This is a genomic window from Sorangium sp. So ce296, assembly GCF_051529605.1.
GTDB lineage: Bacteria > Myxococcota_A > Polyangia > Polyangiales > Polyangiaceae > Sorangium > Sorangium cellulosum_D.
On record NZ_CP150325.1, the window covers coordinates 12,824,315 to 12,843,213 of the forward strand.

Below are 18,899 nucleotides of genomic sequence, written 5' to 3' on the forward strand. Positions count from 1 at the left end.
GCGCGGTATTTCCTGTCCACACCGGCGGCGCATACCCGACCGGTTTATCGCCCACGGCGGCCCCGCCGGGTTCCGACGGATCGCCCCGGTTCGCCCCCGCGGAACAGTCCCGCCAGAGCAGCCGGTCGGTGACGAGCGGCCGCCGGAAACAGTAGAGATTTTGGTAGGACGCGCCAGCTTCGCCGCCGAGGGCCGCTCCGGTATGGCCCGACGCTCTCGCGCCCCCTCGGGAGAGCCCCACCCCGCGCGGCGCAGCGTATGCATCGCATCACGTGCGCACGGGCAGCGCTCCCGGCGCTGAAGGGGGAAATCATGGCATCGAGGGGGCCCGAAGATCGCGAATGGCCCGCAGAACGGGGCGAGACGGGTGTCCTCCAGGCACGCAGCGCGCTGGCGGGCGAGCCGCCGAGGTCCTCCGCGCCCAGGGCCACGAGCGTCCTCGGCGCCGCGCCGGTCGCGCCCGTCGCCTCGTTCGTGCCGGGGTCGACCGAGATCCCGAGCCGCACCGCCGTCTCGAGCCGCACGGCATCCGTGCTCCGGCGGTGACCGCCCCTCGGAGCGAGCCCCTCCCGCGGACGCGCTTCGCACGCCGGATCGGCGATGCGCTGCTGCGACAGCTCGGAGGGCGAGCGCAGGCCAGGGTGATCGTCCTGATGGCGCTCGTGCTGTCGCTCGACAGCGCCGACGCTGGCGCGATCGGGGGCATGGCCGCGCCGCTGCAGGGGTCGCTCGGCATCGACGGCACCGAGCTCGGCCTGTTGTTCACGGTCGAATCCGCCGTCGCCGCCGCCGGCACCCTCGTGTTCGGCTGGCTGGTCGATCGCAGGGCGCGGACACGGCTCCTGGCGCTGACGATCGTGCTGTGGGGCGTGGCGATGGTCGCCTGCGGCGCCGCGACCTCCTACGCCGTCCTCCTCGCCGCGCAGGTCGCGCTCGGCGCCGTCATCGCGGCCGCGCAGCCCGCGGTCGCGTCCCTCGTCGGCGACTACTCTCCACCTGATCTGCGCGGTCGGGTGTTCGGCTTCATCCTCTCGGGCGAGCTGATCGGCACGGCGATCGGCGTCATCGCCGCGGGATTGTTGGCCGAGATCTCGTGGCGCCTCGGCTTCTGGGCCCTCGCGCTGCCGACGCCCCTTCTGGCGTGGGCCATCCATCGCCTCCCCGAGCCGGCGCGCGGCGGCGCGAGCTGGCTCCAGCCAGGCCAGGAGCGCATCGAAGCGCGTCCGGGCGCGGCGGCGTCGCGCGACGAGGGGCCGTGGCCCCGTCCGGCGCAGAGCGTCGGCGCCAGGGCGCGCGCGGCCGGCGTCGAGCCGCGCGAGCGCCTCGTCCACGACGTCGACCGGCGCGAGCGATCGTTTCTCCGGGCGCTCGGCTCCGTGCTCCGCATCCCGACCAACCTGGTCCTGATCATCAGCTCCGCGCTCGGCTACTACTTCTTCGGCGGGCTGCGCATCTTCTCCGTCGAGCTCCTGACAGACCGCTACCACCTCAGCCACCAGGCGGCCCTCGGCGCCGCCGCGATCGTGGGATCCGGCGCGGTCCTCGGCGTCTACGTCGGCGGCAGGGGCGTCGATGGGCTGCTCGCCCGCGGGCACGAGACGGCGCGCATCTGGGTGGCCGCGTGCGCGTACCTGGCGAGCACGGCGCTGTTCTTTCTCGGCCTGCTCTCCGTCGCCCTCGCCGCCGCGCTGATCCTGTACGTCCTCGCCGCGTTCGCGCTCGCGGCCGCCAACCCTCCGCTCGACGCGGCGCGGCTCGACATCGTGCCCTCGCACCTGTGGGGTCGCGCGGAAGGCGTCCGGATGACGGTGCGCAAAGCGGCGGAGGCCGCCGCGCCGGTGGTCTTCGGGTACGTCGCCGAGAACGTCTTCGCCGGCGGCCCGTCACCCCTGCGCGCGACCTTCTCCGTCATGCTCATCTCGCTGTTCGGAAGCGGGCTCATCACCCTGATCGCGCTCCGCACGTACCTCCGCGACGCCGCCAGCGCCGACGCGCTCACAGAGCGAGCGCGAGGGCGTGGTCGCCGCTGAGCCCCGGGAAAGGGCCCGCCCCTTTCCGAGCGCTCGCCGACCTCGAAGCCCTTCATGCCCTGGCCGAGCGCCTCCTCCCCCGGCGCCAGCCGGAGGCGGCGGCCTCGGCGCGGCGGCTCGACCTCGATGACAAGCCACCCCCGCAAGATCGCGCGGCGGCGCGACGCGATCTTCGTGGCGCAGCGGTTGCAGCTCGCGCGGCGGCATGGACCGGCCGGTGAACGTGATCGAGGCGAGGTTCGGCGTGGCTGCCGCGCTCGCCTTCGTGTCCGGGGCCGTCGACGTGATCGGCTGGCTGTCGCTCGATCATCTCTACACGACGCACATGACGGGCAACAGCGCCGCGCTCGGCCAGGCCATCGCCCGCGGAGATGCGCGCGCGATCGTGACGCGCGGGCTCCCGGCCGTGGTCTTCGTGGCGGGCGTGGTCTGCGGCGCCGCGCTCGCCGAGGTCTGCGCCCATCGCGGCGTGCGCGCCGACGTCGCGCCGGGCCTCGCGCTCACCGCGGCCCTGCTCGGGGGCTTCCTCGTCGGGGTGAGCGTGACCGCGCACGCGGGGCCGGTCCCGCTCGAGCCGGCGTGGGCGTTCGACCTGCAGGCGTCGCTCGTCAGCCTGGCGATGGGGGTGCAGACGGCCACGTTCCGCCGCATCGACGGCGTGACGGTGCGCACCACGTACATCACCGGCATGCTCACCAACTTCGCCGAAGAGCTGGCCCAGCTGCTCGCCAGGCCTCGCGACGCCCCCGTCGACCTGCGCTCGACGGCGCGACACCTCGTGGCCACGGGGATCATCTGGCCGAGCTTCGTGACGGGCGCCGCCGCGAGCGCGCTCGCGCACGCGCGCTGGGGCGCGCGCGCGCTGGCGATCCCGGTCCTGCTGCTCGTCTCGCTGGTGGTGCTCGACCTCGCGTGGCCCGTGGGCGGACCCAGCGGGACGGCCGCGTGGCGGCGGGAGCAGCGGCGCCGGAGCGGCGAGTGATGCGGCCGGCGCGGGCGCGGCTCTCGAGCGCGGAGCGACGCCTCTTCCTTCTCCTCGGCGCCCCCGGCCTGGGGCTGTCGCTGTCCCTCACGGTCATCTCCACATACCTCCCCGTGCTCGCGCGCGGGTTCACGGGCTCGCGCGCCGGCATCGGCGCGCTCGTCGGCGGCGAGGGGCTCGTCGCCTTGCTCGTCCCCCTCTGGATCGGCGGCCTCTCCGATCGCGTCGACACCCGGTTCGGCCGCCGTGTCCCGTTCCTGATGGCGACCGCGCCCGTCGCGGCGGTCGCCCTCGCGCTCATCCCGCTCGCGCGCTCGCTCCCCGTCATGGCCGTGGAGGTGTTCTTCTTCTACGCCGCCTATTTCACCTACCTCGCGCCCTACCGCGCGCTCTACGCCGATCTCGTCCCCCTGAGCCTGAGCGGCCGCGCGCAGGGGATCCAGGGCGTCTTCAGCCAGGTGGGCCTCGGCTCCGCGCTCGTCGGCGGCGGGCTGCTCCTCGAGCTCTGGCGGCCGCTGCCGTACCTCGTCGCGGCCGCCGCCTTGCTCCTTGGGACCGTGCTGCTCGTGCTCGGGCTGCGCGGGACCGAAGGGCCGCCCGCGGTCCCCCAGCGTGGCTCCCGCTCGTCGGCCGCGGAGGTCTGGGCGCTGCTCCGTGACCACCGGGCCATCCGCGCGCTCATGATCGCCAACGCGCTCCTCTCGCTCACGCTCGGCGGCATGAAGGCCTTCGTCGTGCTCTGGCTGACCGAGGGGCTCGGCAAGAGCATGAAGTTCATCGCCGGCGCGATGACCGTCGTCGCCGTGGGGGCCCTCCTCGGCGCGCTCGTGAGCGGCCAGCTCGCGGACCGGCACGGCGCGGCGCGCGTCCTCGCGCGCACGCTCGTCGTCTTCGGGCTCGGGCTGGTCCTCCCCGCCTTCTCCAGCTCCACGCTCCTCCTCGGCGCGGAGCTCCCGCTCATCGCCTTCTGCGGCGGGGCAGCGAGCACCCTGCCCTACGCGACCGTCATGCAGCGGATGCCCGCTCGAAGCCACGGCGCCGCGGCGGGCCTCTTCGACGTGAGCGGCGGCGTCGGGACGCTCCTTGGGCCCGCGCTCACCGGCGCGGCCATCGACCTCCTGCGTCCGCTCTTCGCCTCCACCCAGGGGTACGCCGCGATGTGGCTCGTGCTCAGCGCGTCGACGCTCGCGAGCGTCGCGATGCTGCGGCGCGCGCGCGGAGCGGCTGACGCCGGGGCGTCGGTGAGGTGATCGCGGAGCGGGGGGTCCGACCTGCTACGAATACCGCGGGTCAGAACTCCCGCCAGGGATCTGCCTCGCGAGCGATAGAGAAATAAACGCAAAGACGCAAAGACGCAAAGACGCAAAACTACAAATCTTTTTTGCGTCTTTGCGCCTTTGCGACTTTGCGTTGAGCTCTCTCTCCGGATCCCTGGCCGGACTTCTGGCGGGCGGAACCAGAGGCGGGGATCCCGCCGGGCGCTCACTCGCCCCGCTCGAGGAGGTCGCGCGTCGCGCGCTCGAGCAGATCGTGCGCGGTCGTGTCGTCCTCCTCGAGGTGGGCGACGCCGATCCGGATGGTCATCCGGACGGGCATCGACGGGATGCGCCGGAACCGGTGCTGGCGCACCTTCTCGCCGAGCACCTTCGCGAACGCGGACGCCCGCGTCCGGCCGATCCCGGGGCGGACGATCGCGAGGAGGTCGCGGCGGTACCGCCCGAGCAGCCCGTCCTCGGGCACGTAGATCCGGACCACGCGCGCGAGGTCGTTGAGGATGCGGTCGACCGCCGCCCGCCCGTGCTTCTCCTCGATCTCCTGGAGGCCGTCCACGCCCAGCAGCAGCAGGGACAGCCGCCGGGTCCGCTGCTCCCTGGCGCGCTGGACCTCCTTCTTGAGGAAGGCCCGGAGCCGCTCCTCGTGGACGACCTCGGCGAGATCCTCGTCGCGGTGCCGCGCGTCGCCCGCGAGCTTCGGCGCGGGGTCCAGCGGCCTCGGCGCGGGGTCCAGCGGCCTCGGCGCGGGGTCCAGCGGCCTCGGCGCGGGGTCCAGCGGCCTCGGCGCGGGCTCGGGCGGCCGCGGTCCCGGATCGGGCGGCTTCGGTCCGGGGTCCGGCGGGGCGGCGGCGCGCCGGTCGTCGAGCTCGAGGCTGCGACGCGACGACGGCGGCGGGTTCGTGGGCGGAACCGGCCCGGGGGGCGGGCTCGACGGCGCGGGCGCGCCGAGCGCCTCGGCCATCAGGGCGACGGCCGTGGTGGCGCGGTCGAACCGGTCCCTCGGATCGATCGCGGTCGCCTGCTGGAACCAGGCGTCGAAGGCGGGCGGCAGCCGGACGGTGCGGCGCCGCGCGGCGCGGGCGCTCGCGGGCTCGGGCAGCCCCGCCGCCATCCGCTGGAGGAGCGCGAAGATCGAGGGCAGGACGTTCGCCTCGGTCAGCCAGTAGGGGCTGCTCACGAGCAGCGTGAAGGCCACGTGCGCCAGCGCGTGGATGTCGGCCTTCGGCCCCACGGCGCCGTCGCCGCGGATCTGCTCGGGGGCCATGTAGAGCGGCGTCCCGAGGATCGCGGTGCGGTCCGCCATGCTGCTCTGCGCCGCGATCTTCGCCAGGCCGAAATCGAGGACCTTGACGCACGGGGAGCCGTCGTCCCGCCGCGTCAAGAAGAGGTTCGCCGGCTTGAGGTCGCGATGGACGATGGCCGCCGCGTGCATCTTGTCGAGCGCGCGCGCGACCTGGGAGAGGTAGAGCACCACCTCCACCGGCGGCAGCGGGCCGCGGCGCGCCGACAGGCTCGCGAGCTCCTCGCCCTGGAGCAGGTCCATGACGAGGAAGGGCATCCCGGAGTCGGCGTCGATGCCGGCGTCGGAGACCGGGACGATGTGATCGCTCTCGATCCCGCCGGTGATCTTGGCCTCCTGGGCGAACCGGGCGCGCATGCCGGGGTCCTGGATGGATCCCGGGAGCATCACCTTGAGCGCGCGGCGGCGGTCCGTGACCTCGTCGACGACCTCGTACACCGCCCCCATCCCGCCCGCCTTGAGCGAGCGGACCACGCGGTATCGCCCGTGGAAAAGCGTGTCGGGTCGGAGCTGCGCGAGGCTCGGCGGATCCATCGGGAGATCGAGGCCACGGGAGCATAGATCGGACGGCGCCCGGGCCGGGCACCGTTCGCGACGGCGCGGCGCCGCGGGCGCGGCCCTCGTCGCGGAGGCGCGGCCCTCGCCGCCGGGGCGCGGGGGCCCGGCGCTGCGGCCGAGCCGGCCCGGTTGCATCCCGATTGCGCCATGACTGCGCCATGGACGCGAGCCGGCGTGCGGGCGGCGGCGCCGTCGCGGGCACGCCGGTCGCGCTCCCTGCGGGGCGGTGGGCGGCGGAAAACTCGACGCCCCCGGCGGGCACGTGGTAGCTCGGCCGGGTGGGTTCGTCTGCGCTCGCCGTCCTCTCCGCCGCGAGGCGGAGCTCCGCAACGTGGGTCGCGGCCGTGTTGCTCGGCCTCGGGGCCGTGACCCTCGCAACCCAGAGCTGCGGCACCGCCGCCGTGGGCATCGGTGCCTGCCGGCAGATCGAGACGGCCCGGTGCGAGGCCGCCGCCGCGTGCCCGGCGTGGGTCGGCTCGGCCGACGCCGACGAGAAGGTGGACGCCTGCGTCGAGTTCGTCTGGGACCAGTGCCTCCACGGCATCGAGAACGCCGGCACCGAAGACAACCCCGCGCCGGAGCCGACGGAAAGCCAGATCCAGGCCTGCGTCGACGCCGTCGGCGCGACGCGCAAGTGCGCCGCCGACAACGTCGCTTCCATGGCGGAGTGCTCCGCCGCGCAGCTCGCGGACGGCGCCGATGGGGCGATCAGCCCGTGCGAGGTGATCACCAAGCGGGCTCATGCGCTGAAGGCCTGCGCGTTCGTGGTCAAACCACCGACCGGCGCGGGCGGCGGCTCGGGCGATGGTGGCGGCGGCGGAAGCGCCGGCGCTGACGGTGAAGGCGGGGGGAACGGCGGCGGCGCCGGCGCCGGCGCCGGCGCTGACGGCGAAGGTGGCGGCGGAGGCGCCGGGGCTGACGGCGAAGGCGGCGGCGGAGGCGCCGGCGGCACGGGGGGCAGCGGTGGCTAGCCGCGCGTAGCAGGCGCCGGAGATCCACTCACAGGTCTGAACCGCCTTGACGGCTTTTCTTTCCAGGGTGCGCCAGGCGGGTGAGCAAGGAGATCAGCTCTTCCACGAACGCGCGGAGCTCGGCTGGCGAAATGCCGCCAGGTACACGCGCATCGTCGGGGATCTCGATCTGAGAGAGCACCCAGGCGAGGCTCGCAGGGGTCAGCCCACCATCTTTGCGTGCCGCGAGCGGCAACGCGGCCTCCACGCTGAGGCCGTATTGCTTCAGCGCATGGACGTCGACGAGGTCGCGGGGCTCCGAGCGTGACAGCAACGTGCACAGCTTGTTGGCGAGGATCTCCTCCGGGACGTCGACCCGGATGCCGCCGATGAGCTGCTTCTCTGGGCGCACCTGCACAGCGCGCTCGAGGACGAGATCCACCACCACCCGATCATCACCTCGCTTCACAAGCCGCCGGCGAAACTCGGGCGAGGTCTGGATGTTCTCGACCGAGGCGCCGATCTCCTGAGCAGCTGCCTTCAGGGCGACATCACCGGCGTCGAGATCACCGGTCGCGCCGAGCTCGTCCTGGGTCGTGAATAGATCGAGGTCCGCCGTGCGTCGATGACCGAGGTGGAAGCCGGCCAGCGCTGCGCCTCCGGTCAAGAAGAAGCGCTGCTCGCGACGAAAGAACGCCGCAAGAATGTCCGCTTGCAGCGGGCTAAGCTGGCTGGTGCTCAAGCAACCCCTCCTTGTGCCACCGATTGAGCAAAAACTCCCAGAACGCTCGCCGCCGCCCGAGCTGCCGCGAGAGGGAGCTGAAGCGCTCTGCCACCTCCTCGGGACTGGTGAAGCGCCATACGTCTGGATCGCGTGCCTCCCGCAGGATCTTTCCGAGAAGACGATCGCGCTCGGGAGGAGACGCCGTAGCGAGACGGCGCCGGACCTCGTGCACCGGCATGGGATCATCCCACAGGAAATATGGAATGGCGTTCTCGTCATCGAGCTCGGACGAGAGCGGAACCGCATGATCTGGATTCGGAAGCGGAGCGGTGACAAGGCGGCCGGGGCTCTCTTGCGACGCTGGAGAGCCAAGAGCGGGCGGCTCCGGTGCGACTCCAGCAATCTCCCCCGATTCACCGAACCGAAAGATGTGCACGTTGTCCCCTCGCAACAAAGAGAGCCAGCAGAACTGGCGACGTTCCCAGCGGCACGTCGCCTCCTGATCAGGGTGCCGCGGCAAGAGCACCCCGGCGGGTTCCCGAAGCACCCGCACGCCCCAGACGAGCACCTCGCCACGATCCTCGAGCAGGCGCGCGAGGGAGCCTCGCTGCATCAGAAGTGCCTCATGTAACTCCGGCCCTGCACCACCCCACCAGGTATATACAGCGTGCACCGTCCCGTGAAGATCATGGAATCGCCATTCTTCGCTCATGGGCGCACGCACACGCTTCACACCGGTGAGCTTGAGGGAGCGCCGAAGCCAGTGAGCCAGCATCCAGATCGCGCTCTCGCCCCGCTGCGACTCCCATCCGATCATCGCGGTGGTCGGCGTGACCGCGATGCTCGCCCCCTGACCGGACGCCGACCTTGAAGGTATTTCCAGAGGCTCATGGACACCGGCGGCCCAGGGGGCCCATGTCGCCTCCGAAGGGTCCACGTACGAAAGGGCTGGCACGCTCTCGGCAAAGCCGAACAAAGTATCCGCCGAGGACGGTCGAAGAGACTGCCGGAGCGCCTCCTCGCGCTCGATGAGGTCCGCTGCCCAGGAAGGCACGGTGCCAGACCAGAGGTGGAGCTCCGAGTGCGCCTGGCTCTGCGGCTCCCGGGTGAACGCGGTGCGCCGGAGCGTGAGCCACGACGCGTCTGCGGCCCAGGGCGGGACCGCGTGCCCGGGTAGTTGAAGCCAGGGGCCTATGTCCGGCTCCGGCGCGCGCTGCACCCACTCGTTGGCCCGATCGAGCTGTCCGTGAGCCTTTAAGAGGACCGTCGGGACCAGATGGCGATCGGCCCAGCCAATCCAGTGCACCCCGGCGGACGCAGCTGTTTCGATGACGTCGGAGGCAGGATTGGCCTCGAGCATCGACGCCATGATCGGATCGACCGGCGGCTCCGTCCACAGACGCTGGCCCACATGCGAGGACGACGGGACGCGCGCCGCCAGGTAGGCCTGGAGCATGCGACATCCGGTCCATACATACTTCTCTTCGACGGTATCGATGGGCTTGCGCGTGCTGTCATGGGCGCGCTCGGCTCGTCGCACGAGGGCGATGGTGCGCCAGATCGGCCCATCTGCCTCGTCTGCGTATGCCAGGGGCGACCTCGCCCAAAGCTCGTCCGCGTTCCGTCCCACGGCGCCGTCCCATCCCATGTCGCGCAGATGGGCCACGATCACGCCGAAAGCGAAGCGCTGCGGCGTCAGCGCCTCGACGGCCGCCGAGGAGGTATGCGACGCCAGCAGGTGCTCGACACGAGGGTCGAGGCATCGCCCGCGGGCGCCCGTGGACTCCGGCGCTTGGAAGAACGCCTCGATCGCCCGCGGCACCACATGCCACGCCAGCGCCCCCTCGATGGGCCAGATCCCCTCGTGGTCGTCGGCCTTCCGAGCCGCCTCTGCGTCGATGGCGAGCAGCGCCTCGCCCGCCGCGTAGGGCAGGCGCGCGTGCTCCAGGCTCGATTCCTCGACACGCACGCCCACGGCGACAGCGCGCTCGACGATGCCCCGCGCCGCGTGCAGCACGACGATATCCTCGCGCCGGTGCGCCGAGCCCGGCGTGAGGAGGTGGACGTCGACCCACGTCGCAAGCGCGCCGAGCCTCGGGTTCGCCCCGGCCAGGCAGGCGGCCCCGAAGGCGACCATCGCGATGTCCTCGACCATTTGCGGATCATTCGTGCCGATCGTCAGGTCGAGCCACCGGAGGAGCTCGTCGAGCCGGCCAGCTCCCCAGCGCGCCAGCGCCACACGCAGACGTCTGCGCCAGCGGCGGTCCAGCGACGTCAGGGCCCAGGCGAGCAGAAGCGGCGGTCCGTCAGCGGCATCGTCGGGCTCGATCGAGAGCTCCTCCAGGGCGACGTCGATGCGATGGCCACACAGGAGCGGCTGACCCCCCTCGTCCAGCAAGCTCGGGCCCGGCCAGAAGAGATCGCGCTGGATCGGGGCGAACAGCGACAGCGCCTCGTGCACGAAGCGGGGACCGAACGGGTGAGCCTCGTCCCGCGCGACCGGAACGCAGAGCTCGGCCAGGACGCGCCGGCACGAGGACATGCTCGCCGTCAGTCTCCCGAGGACCCACGGGTGGTAGGCGCGCGCGGCCTCGCCCTCCAGCGCGGCGATGGCGCGGAGTTCGAGGCGCTCCAGCTCCGACGCGGGAAGCTCGTTCTTCCATAGCCCTGACCCGACCAGGCTGATGCCTCTCTGGCCCAGCAGGATCGCGGTCTGCGTCAGCGCATCGGGACGTTCCGTGAGGGGCGACCGGAGCGCCGGCGCCTCGCCCCGTGCCAGCGCGGCCTGGACTTCCCGGCTGGTCTGCTCCGCGATCAGGTAGTCCATGAGCGGTTCATGGGCCGGCTCGACGTACGTCGTCCGCGGCGCGGAGAGCGTCTCGGGCTCGTCGGTCTGCAGGAGAAGCAGCCCGTGATTCTCTGCATGCTCGAGCACCGAGACCCAAGCTTTCGCCGAGAGGAGCTCCGGCGGTTCCATCGCGGCACGCGCACGAGCGATCGCCTCGTCGCGTCTCAAGGGACCACCTTGCACGTAAGCCGACGTGACGGCGGTGAGCATGCAGTGCAGCGGCGTATCTTTTTCTGAGGTCAGGCCGAGCTGTTCGCGCACGAATTCTTCGGCCAAATCGAGCTTTTTGCGAAGCAGGTTCGGCAGCGCCAGGGTCCGCCGGCTGGGTTCCCAGGCGGGATCCTCTTTCCGGAGCTCGCAGTAGAGGCGCACACTCAGCGGCTCGCGGATCGCCCACCGCAGACGCGGCCCCGGGGCCTCGACGCCATGATGCTCGCAGTAAATAGGCAGCAGCCGCTGAGCATCGCCGCGCTCCGCGAGGGGGACCTCCTCGATCCAGTCGAGCTGGTCTCCGTCGAGCCTCCCGAGGATGGCCTCACGGCTGGCCGTCCGGAGCGTCACCGCGACGCGCAGGCGTGGATGTCGCTTGAGATGCACCGGGAGCTCACCGAGCAGCTCGCGCCAGCGTCGGTGCTGGCCAGGCTCTTCCAGGCCGTCGACAGCCAGCATGAAGCACGTGGGCTCCGGCTCGATCGGCGCCTCGCCTCCGTCGCACCTCGCGTGCGCGCGCTCGCGCCTCCGCCGGACATCGGCGCGCACGGCGGTCGCCTCGAGCGCATCGAGCAGGACCTCGAGCCTCGCTCCCGGTCTATCGAGCGCGCTCTTGAAGATCTCCTCCCAGCCTTGGTCTGCGGGCAGCTCCTTCGCCCGGAGCAGCGCTGCCGGAAGCCCCGCGCGGAGCCGCACGTCGACCGCATGGGCAAGGCCGTGCGTCTTGCCCGCCCCGGGTGGCCCCGAGTAGACGATCAGGCGGGGCGCGCTTTGCCACCGGCGCCAGAGATCGCGGAGAACACGCACGGAGGACGAGGGCCCCTCGATGCATCGGAGCAAGCGCTCGCGGATCTCGCCCGTGGGACAGAACATCGATCCCCGCCGGTCGTGGAGCTCCCGCAACGCCTGGTCGAGACGCTCTAGAGCGTCCAGATCGCGCTCGGTCGCGGGCAGCTCCGCCGCGATGGCGTCGCCTCGCCGGAGCGCGCTCGCGAGCGCGTCGCCCGCCGCGATCAACCTGTCGAGCGCACCGATCGACGCCTCGATCAGGGGCGGGCCTCCGATCTCGCCGGTCGTGAACACGCTGAGCCAGACGAGCCTCGCAACGGCGTCGCGGGCCTCATGTAGGAGGCTCGTCGCCGCTTCCAGCTCGCGGAAGAGCCGGCCACGTGCCGCGGGCTCACCCAGACGGACGGCCAGATCCTCTTCGAGCTGCGCTGTCGCGTGCAGATCCGGGAAATAGCGCGGGCGGAGCCAGCGCCCCTTGGCCGATTCGAACCGCGCGCGGAGATCGCCGAGCGTCAGGACGGAATCGGGGAACCAGCAAGCGTGGAGCGTCTCGTTCTCGGGCTCGTTGAGGAGCTGCTCGATCCGCCCGTCATCCCAGAGCTGGATGTCGACCCGCGGGTCGTCCATGCGCGCCCGGGCGACCCATTCATCCCATCGCTCGCGCCGCGACTTCGTCGGCCGGCGTCGACGCGGCGTGTCGCCACCACTCCCCGCCGGCTTCGACGTCCGATCGTTCAGGTTCAACGGGAGCGCTACGAAGTAGCGCGCCAAGCATCGCGGTCGCACCGCCACCGCCGTCCGGAACGACTTGTCGATCTGCTTGATCTGCTCTCGACCGAAGTCGGAGGGAAACCACTTCGCCTGAAGCCCGATGATGTCGCCGGACGGAAGCTCGGCGTACGCATCGAGGCCCCCATCGCCGCCGCTGCCGTCGACGAAGCGCACCCCCTGGAAGCCAGGACCGTGCTCGCGTCGGCACCAGCGCTCGAAGAGTTGGCACACGAACGCCTCGAACGCCTCTCGCGGATCGTCGCCGCGTGTGTCGAACCGCGCCCACCGCCCGCTTCGCATCCCGGCGAACATGCCGCCCGAGGCGACGGGAGCGCAAGGGCGGCGACGCCACCCTGGGTGGCCAGGCGCCGCGGCCGGCAGCTCGGCCCATGAGCCGCGGCAAGCACGCGCGATCCAGCCCTCTTCGCGGGCCCTCGTGCGCGCGGCGCCCGCCGCACGCCGATGCGGGTGCCTCCCGCCGCTCCAGTCGGCCGTTGCAAGCCTTGAAGCGGCCCGCTCGGCCCCCGAGTCGCCGCTTTCAAGCCTTGAGATGGCCCGCTCGGCCCCCAAGTCGGCCATCTCAAGCCTTGAGATGGCCCGCTCGGCCCCCAAGTCGGCCATCTCAAGCCTTGAAATGCCCCGCTCGGCCCCCGAGTCGCCCGTTTCAACGTTTGCATCAAGCCTTGCAACGGCCGGGTCACGCCCCGCGGCCACGGCCCCGCCTCACACGAGATCGAGCAGCGCGTCCGACAGCTCGTCCATGAGCGCCGCCGTCCCCGGCGCCCTCCGCGCGACCGCCTCGGTCAGCGCCGCCGCCGCAGACCGCACCCGGGCGAGCGCCGCGTCATCGCCCCCGGGCCGCCCCAGCGCCCGCTCCGCGCGCGCCAGCATCGCCCTGGCCAGCGACAGATCGCTCTCGGTCGCCTCGCCGCCGAGCTCGCCCTCGCTCGCCGCCGCGCGCAGCGCCTCGACCTCGGCCTGCGCGGCCGCGCGGCGGAGCTCCGTCAGCTGGTACGGGCTGTTGGCGATCTCCACCGCCGCGCTCGCGCCGGACGGGAGGTGCGTCGCCGCGACGTGCAGCACGCCCGAGAGATCGAGCCGAAAGGTCACCTCGACCGGCGAGCCCGCGGGGCTCGGCGGGAGCGGCCCGACCCGGAGCTCGCCGAGCTGCGTGTTCAGGCCGAGCCGCTCGTGCTCGCCCTGCGCGATGGGCAGCATCGCCATCTCCTGATCTTCGTGCGACGTGTAGACCGTCTTCGTGCGCTCCACCGGGACCACCGTGCCCCGCGGGATCACCGGCGCCGCGCCGAGATCGCCGAGGCTCTCCGGCAGCTCGTCCTGCGGCAGCACGCCGACGCTGAGCGTGTGCGGGGTGATGTCGACGAGCACCTCGGCGACGCGCTCGCCCGCGATCCGCCCCGCGAGCAGCGACGCGCCGAGGGCGACCGCCCGATCCGCGTCGAGGTCGCTCCGCGCCGGCCGCCCGAGGTGCTCCGACACCATCCTCCGGACCAGCGGCATCTTGCTCGATCCCCCCACGAGCAGGACGCGGTCGAGATCCGCAGGGCGCAGGCGCGCGTCGCGCAGCGCGGCGTCGATGCACGCGAGCGTCCGCTCGACGAAGGGCCGCGCCGCCGCCTCCACCTCCGCGCGGGCGAGCGGCAGATCGAGGTGCGCGGCGTCCGCGCCCTCGCCGGTCAAGAACGGGTCGAAGAGCCGCACCTCCTCCCGGTCCGACAGGGCGATCTTCGCGCGCTCGACCGCCTCGAGCAGGCGCGTCATCGCCCGGGCGTCCGCCTCGACCTGCGCCCGCTTCGGGCCGAGGCGCCCGAGGACGACCGACGTGAGCGCGCGGTCGATGTCGTCCCCCCCGAGCTGCGTGTCGCCCCGGCTCGCGCGCACCTCGAGCAGCCCCTCGTCGCGCTCCAGGATCGACACGTCGAACGTGCCGCCGCCGAGATCGTAGACCAAGACGACCTGCTCGGCGCCCGACTGGTACGTGAGCGCCGCCGCCGTCGGCTCGTTCACGAGGCGCTCCACCGAGAGGCCCGCGAGCTGCCCCGCGTCGCGGGTCGCCTGGCGCTGGGCGTCGTTGAAATACGCAGGCACCGTGATCACCGCGCGCCGCGGGCGCTGCCCGAGCGCTTCGGCCGCGCGGTCCAGCAACGCCCCCAGGATGAGCGCCGAGATCTGCGGCGGGGTGAGCTCGCGCCCGCCGACGCGCCGGCGCACCTCCTTCCCCATGAGGCGCTTGATCGACAGCACCGTGCCCTCGGGATCGAGCACCCGCCGGTTCTTGGCGGCGCGCCCGACGAGGATCTCGCCGCCCGGGAGGGCGCCGACGACCGAAGGCACGAGCTCATCCCCTGCCCCGCCGGCGAAGAGCGCGACCTTGCCGTCGCGCACCGCGCCGATGAGCGAGTTCGTGGTGCCGAGATCGATCCCTACGACGTCCGCCATGCGCTTCCCTCTGCCTCCCTGCCCCGCCCGCCTCGCCCGTATCGCTAGAACCCGAGGCGCTTCCTCGGCGATCCGGCGCCGTCCACCCCGGCCGCCGCCGCGCGCGGCGGCCCCGACGCGACGACGTCGGCCTCGCGCACGAGCCTGCCGCGCGCGGCAACCCCGGGGCGGATCACCTCCACGACCATGCCCTCGGGCTCGTCCTCGCGCCGCGGCCTCACCTCGGCGACGCGGTGGACCGCCGGGTCCACGGCGACGCCGACGCGCCGGTCGATCGTCACCCCGCAGCCCTCGAGCGCCGCGACGAGCTGCGCCCGCAGCACGCGGAGCCCCTCGGCCAAGGCGCCGAGCTCCGGATCCGGCGCCGCGCGCCGGCGAAACGGCCAGAAGCCCGACCGCTCGAGCCGCGCGCGGCGATCGACCATGGCCGAGGCCTGCGCGACCGCGCGATCGAGGGCGTCCGCCACCGGCAGGATCGCGTCGAGCCAGGAGAGCTCCTCCGCCGGCCGGGGCGCGTCGCCGGCCTGCGCGCCGCGCGCGCTCTCCACGGCGCGCGCGAGCGCCGTCACCTGATCGAGGCACGACTCCGCCGCGGCCTGCGCCGCGACCGCCGCGCGCCCCTGGCGACGCACCTCGCGGACCAGCTCCGAGAGGCGCGCGTCGAGGTCCTCGGGCGGCGCGCCGAGAGGCGATTCTGCCATCAGGGTGTCCTTGCCCGGGGAACGCCGAGCGCGTCGAGATCGAGCTGGGACGCGACCGCGCGGAGCACCGTCAGCGCGAGCGCGCCCGCCGGCAGCGGCGCCGGAGCCGCCGGGAGCGACGGCGGGCCCACGGCCGGCATCGGACGGAGCAGGATCTCCCGCGCGCGCTCGCCGGGATCCGAGAGCAGCTCGAACGCCTCGCGCGCCCGCCGGAAGCCCTCGGGATCGACGTCCGGCGGGTGCGCCATCACCGCTCGCCGGTACGCCCGCTTGATGCCCGCGGCGTCCGCGTCCGGCCCGACGCCCAGCGCGTCATGCGCCTGGAGGAAAGGGTCGATCACGCTCATGCGCTCCTCCGTGGGCCGCCTCGCCCCCGGCGGGCAGCGGGGCCGGGGAAGCCCTTCCCGGCGCCGAGGAGGCGGTCGATGAGGCGCCGCAGATCGGCGCTCGAGCGCGCCGACGGCCCCTCCTCCAGGATCCGGTGCGCGCGCGCCTCGAGCGACCGGCGCTCGGCGGCCGGGAGCCCATCGAGCACGGCGGGCGAGACGCCGAGGTGCGCGAGCAGCCCGAGCAGCGCTGCGCGCTCGTCGTCCTCGTCGTCCTCCGTCGGGGCCCGGAGATCGCTCACCTCGAAGAGGCTGAACCCGGGCGAGAGCAACGCGTCGAGCTCGCCGCCGGCGACGTCCGGGCGCGGGGCGGTCAGGCCCCTCGGCTGCGCGTCCGCGGCGCCGATCGAGCCGGGCCCTCGGCCCGCCGCGGGCCGCGCCCGCCGCCGGACCTCGGCCAGGAGGCCGCGCAGGCGGGAGAGCTCGCGGCGCGGCCACTGCGGCGCGCCGAGCGCGATGAGGCGCTCCGCGAGGGCCGCGTCGCCCGCCGCGAGCGCCGCCTCCGCGAGCGCGGCGATCGCGGCGGCAGACTCCGCGCCGGGGCGCGCCTCCCGCGCGGCCTCGGCGAGCGCGCCCTCGAGGCCGAAGAGGAAGGAGACCGCGCCGAGCTTCATGACCGCCGCGGGCGAAGGCCAGGAGGCGCGCAGGGCCTCGACGAGCCGCGCGCGGCCCGCCGGCGGGCCGTCGAGATCCGCCGCCAGCGCGACGCAGGCGGCGTCGAAGGCGAGCTGCGCGTCGGGATCGAGGGCGCCGCGGAGCGCGGCGGCGCGCGGCTCGAGCGCGCTGACGAAGCAGCGCTCGGCGCGCGCCGCGCGGCGCAGCTCGGCGGCGAGCGCGCCTGCCGAGGTGGCGGACGGGGAGAGGCCGGCGAACGGCTCGAGCTGCCCGCGCCGGCCGAGCACCTCGCGCGCCTCGATCGCGAGCTCCGGATCCCTCGTCGCCTCGGCCCCCTGCAGGATCGCGTCGTCGAGGAGCGCGCGATCGCCGCGCCGCTCCGCGAGCGCGATCTTGAGCCACCACGCGTCGGCGTCGTCGGGGCGATCGGCGAGGAGCTTCTCGAGCAGCGCGAGGGCGCGCTCGGGGTGCTCGGCGGCGAGGAGCTCGACCTCCAGCCGATCGATCTCGCGGGCCAGGGCCCCGGCGGCCTTGGCCCGCGCGACCTCCAGCGAGGCACGCGCGGCCCTCGGGTTGCCGGCTGCGCCCCAGGCATCGGCCGCGATCATGGCGGCGGCCGCGGCGAGCGGCGCGGCGGCGGGCGCGCGGGACAGCGCGCGCGCGAGCCGATCGGCGAGCGACGCGGCCTCGGCCCCCCGCTTGCCGCCGAGCAGGCCGCGGTCGGGGCCGGCGTCGCCCGCTTGCCCGAGGGCGAGCGTCAGCTTGCCGCGCAGCGCCTCGACGAGATCGCCGCCGAGCCCGATCGCGCGATCGAAGGCCCGAGCGGCCCGCTCCGGCTCGGCCGAGAGGCACGCGAAGCCCTCGTACAGGCAGGCGGTGCCGCGCGTCCTGCCGTCGAACACGTCGGCGCCGAACCGTCGCGCCACGTCGAGCACGCCCCGCTCCGACGCCCCGCCTGCGGCCGCGAGCGCCCGCGCCGCGGCCCGGGCGCGGATCGCCTGGAGCGCGCCCTCGCGATCGTCGAGCTCCACGCGGCGCGCCGTCTCCAGCGCGAGGTCGGGGTCCGCCTCGCTCGCGGCGAGGACCAGCGCCTCGCGCGCGCCCGTCACCGCCTGGAGCGCCGATGCGCCCGCGAGCGCCGAGACGGCGGCGGAGCGCGCCCTGCCGGCGGAGCTGTCCTGCGCGTCGATGGCCGCGCGGATCTCGGCGGCGAGCACCCGCTTCCGCTCCGCCGGCGGGACGCGCTTGAGCAGCGCCCGCCCCAGCGCGGCCTCGCCGCGCACCGCCGCGGACACCGCCGCGGCCGCGGCGTGCAGCGCGCGGAGCGGCCCGGGGGCAGCGCGCGGCGCCGCGCCATGCGGCGCCGGCGCGACCCCCCGCGCCGCGTCGACCAGGGGGCCCACCACGGCCCCGACGTCGAGATCGCCGGAAGCGAGCCCCGCCGCCTCCGCGTCGTCGCCGAGCGCGAAGGCCGCGAGCGCCTGCTCGATCCGGAGACGGGAGCACCGGGGAGCCCCGGCGGCCGCGAGGCGCTGGGCGGCCTTGAGCAGCCCCGAGCGCCGAAGGCGGGCGACCAGCGCGATCGCGATCTCGAGGAGCGGAGTCTCGCGCTCCGATGTCGCCGCCCCCAGCGCGGCGGCGAGCTGCTGCGCCGCGAGCTCCGGGCTCCGGTCGGCGAGCGACCGGAGCGCTGCCGGATCATGAGAGGCGATGGCGCGCTGAGCCTGGTGCTCACGTCGTTCACGCCGGCTGCGTTTGCCCATAAGCGAGAGAGGCTATAGCCAATCGCACCTGTCAAAGGAAGCGCGATTCCTATCGATTCCGATGTTTGCGCCGCGCGGCGATTTAGGCTCTTTTCATTGATAATTTCACCATCGACACCGGAATGAACCACGAGCGCTCGAAGCGCCTTGGCGCCTTTTCAATCGATTCCCGCGTTCGAGCCACGCGGCGAGTCAGCCTCTTCTTTTGGCAATTTCATCATCGAACCAGGAATGGGCTCCACGCGTTCATCAAGGCACCCTGGCGCTCTGCGCGAGAGATCTTGAAATCGAGGGTCATCGCTCCTGCGCCGGCCCTGCGGCCGCGAGCTCGACCATGCTGCGCGAGCGCCGGCGCGCCCCGGGGGGCGATGGGCGCGGCGGACGGCGCGCGACGGCATCTACGGGAGGATCCCCAGGCCGGGGTGAGCCCGGCGCGAGCGTGCGGTCAGGGCCGGAGGCGGCCCGCCGGCGCCCTCCCCGCGCGGGGCGCGCCGCGTTTCATGTGGCGCCGTTCCCCGGCTTGGACTAGTGCCCCCTG

13 protein-coding genes are annotated in these 18,899 nt (G+C 73.6%); 6 read left to right on the plus strand and 7 right to left on the minus strand.

Annotated features, from left to right (window positions below; translation table 11 throughout):
- The first annotated feature begins 312 nt into the window (after window positions 1-312).
- The 4 genes from WME98_RS47255 (at window position 313) to WME98_RS47270 (ending at window position 4,262) form a co-directional block, all read left to right on the plus strand.
- On the plus strand, window positions 313-546 hold the full coding sequence (locus tag WME98_RS47255) for a hypothetical protein (protein WP_437948157.1): 234 nt from the start codon (window positions 313-315) through the stop codon (window positions 544-546).
- Between the two features lie 95 nt (window positions 547-641).
- Entirely contained in the window at window positions 642-2,030 is a 1,389-nt protein-coding gene (locus WME98_RS47260) for an MFS transporter (protein ID WP_437948158.1), read from the plus strand.
- A 217-nt stretch (window positions 2,031-2,247) separates the two neighbouring features.
- Window positions 2,248-3,012 carry a YoaK family protein gene (locus WME98_RS47265; RefSeq protein ID WP_437948159.1) on the plus strand — a complete coding sequence of 255 codons (765 nt, stop codon included), beginning with the start codon at window positions 2,248-2,250 and terminating at the stop codon, window positions 3,010-3,012.
- Complete coding sequence (locus tag WME98_RS47270) at window positions 3,012-4,262, plus strand: MFS transporter (RefSeq protein WP_437954115.1); 1,251 nt, start codon at window positions 3,012-3,014, stop codon at window positions 4,260-4,262. The genes WME98_RS47265 and WME98_RS47270 overlap by 1 nt, the downstream gene beginning before the upstream one ends.
- 232 nt (window positions 4,263-4,494) lie before the next feature.
- On the opposite strand, the gene WME98_RS47275 is transcribed toward WME98_RS47270, so the two are convergent.
- A complete protein-coding gene (locus WME98_RS47275) occupies window positions 4,495-6,120 on the minus strand; it encodes a protein kinase domain-containing protein (protein ID WP_437948160.1) in 1,626 nt (541 codons plus the stop codon).
- 368 nt (window positions 6,121-6,488) lie between these two features.
- Between WME98_RS47275 and WME98_RS47280 the strand changes: the two genes are divergently transcribed.
- Window positions 6,489-7,115: a hypothetical protein gene (locus WME98_RS47280; protein ID WP_437948161.1), complete on the plus strand. Its 627-nt coding sequence runs from the start codon at window positions 6,489-6,491 to the stop codon at window positions 7,113-7,115.
- A 28-nt stretch (window positions 7,116-7,143) separates the two neighbouring features.
- Here WME98_RS47280 and WME98_RS47285 read toward each other — a convergent pair whose 3' ends face one another.
- Together WME98_RS47285 and WME98_RS47290 are read right to left on the minus strand one after the other, a co-directional pair.
- Complete coding sequence (locus WME98_RS47285; protein WP_437948162.1) at window positions 7,144-7,836, minus strand: nucleotidyl transferase AbiEii/AbiGii toxin family protein; 693 nt, start codon at window positions 7,834-7,836, stop codon at window positions 7,144-7,146.
- On the minus strand, window positions 7,817-11,335 hold the full coding sequence (locus WME98_RS47290; protein ID WP_437948163.1) for a hypothetical protein: 3,519 nt from the start codon (window positions 11,333-11,335) through the stop codon (window positions 7,817-7,819). Before WME98_RS47290 ends, WME98_RS47285 begins: the two co-directional genes overlap by 20 nt.
- An 870-nt stretch (window positions 11,336-12,205) precedes the next feature.
- On the opposite strand from WME98_RS47290, the gene WME98_RS47295 reads away from it, so the two are divergent.
- Window positions 12,206-12,829: a hypothetical protein gene (locus tag WME98_RS47295; protein ID WP_437948164.1), complete on the plus strand. Its 624-nt coding sequence runs from the start codon at window positions 12,206-12,208 to the stop codon at window positions 12,827-12,829.
- Window positions 12,830-13,159: 330 nt separating this feature from the next.
- On the opposite strand, the gene WME98_RS47300 is transcribed toward WME98_RS47295, so the two are convergent.
- From WME98_RS47300 to WME98_RS47315, 4 genes are read right to left on the minus strand one after another with little or no spacing between them, the layout of a single operon-like run.
- A complete protein-coding gene (locus WME98_RS47300; protein ID WP_437948165.1) occupies window positions 13,160-14,896 on the minus strand; it encodes an Hsp70 family protein in 1,737 nt (578 codons plus the stop codon).
- Window positions 14,897-14,940: 44 nt separating this feature from the next.
- Window positions 14,941-15,597 carry a nucleotide exchange factor GrpE gene (locus WME98_RS47305; protein WP_437948166.1) on the minus strand — a complete coding sequence of 219 codons (657 nt, stop codon included), beginning with the start codon at window positions 15,595-15,597 and terminating at the stop codon, window positions 14,941-14,943.
- Window positions 15,597-15,944 (minus strand): DnaJ domain-containing protein, encoded by a 348-nt coding sequence (locus WME98_RS47310; RefSeq protein WP_437948167.1) that lies wholly within the window; start codon window positions 15,942-15,944, stop codon window positions 15,597-15,599. Before WME98_RS47310 ends, WME98_RS47305 begins: the two co-directional genes overlap by 1 nt.
- Complete coding sequence (locus tag WME98_RS47315; protein WP_437948168.1) at window positions 15,941-18,361, minus strand: hypothetical protein; 2,421 nt, start codon at window positions 18,359-18,361, stop codon at window positions 15,941-15,943. Before WME98_RS47315 ends, WME98_RS47310 begins: the two co-directional genes overlap by 4 nt.
- Window positions 18,362-18,899 lie beyond the last annotated feature (538 nt).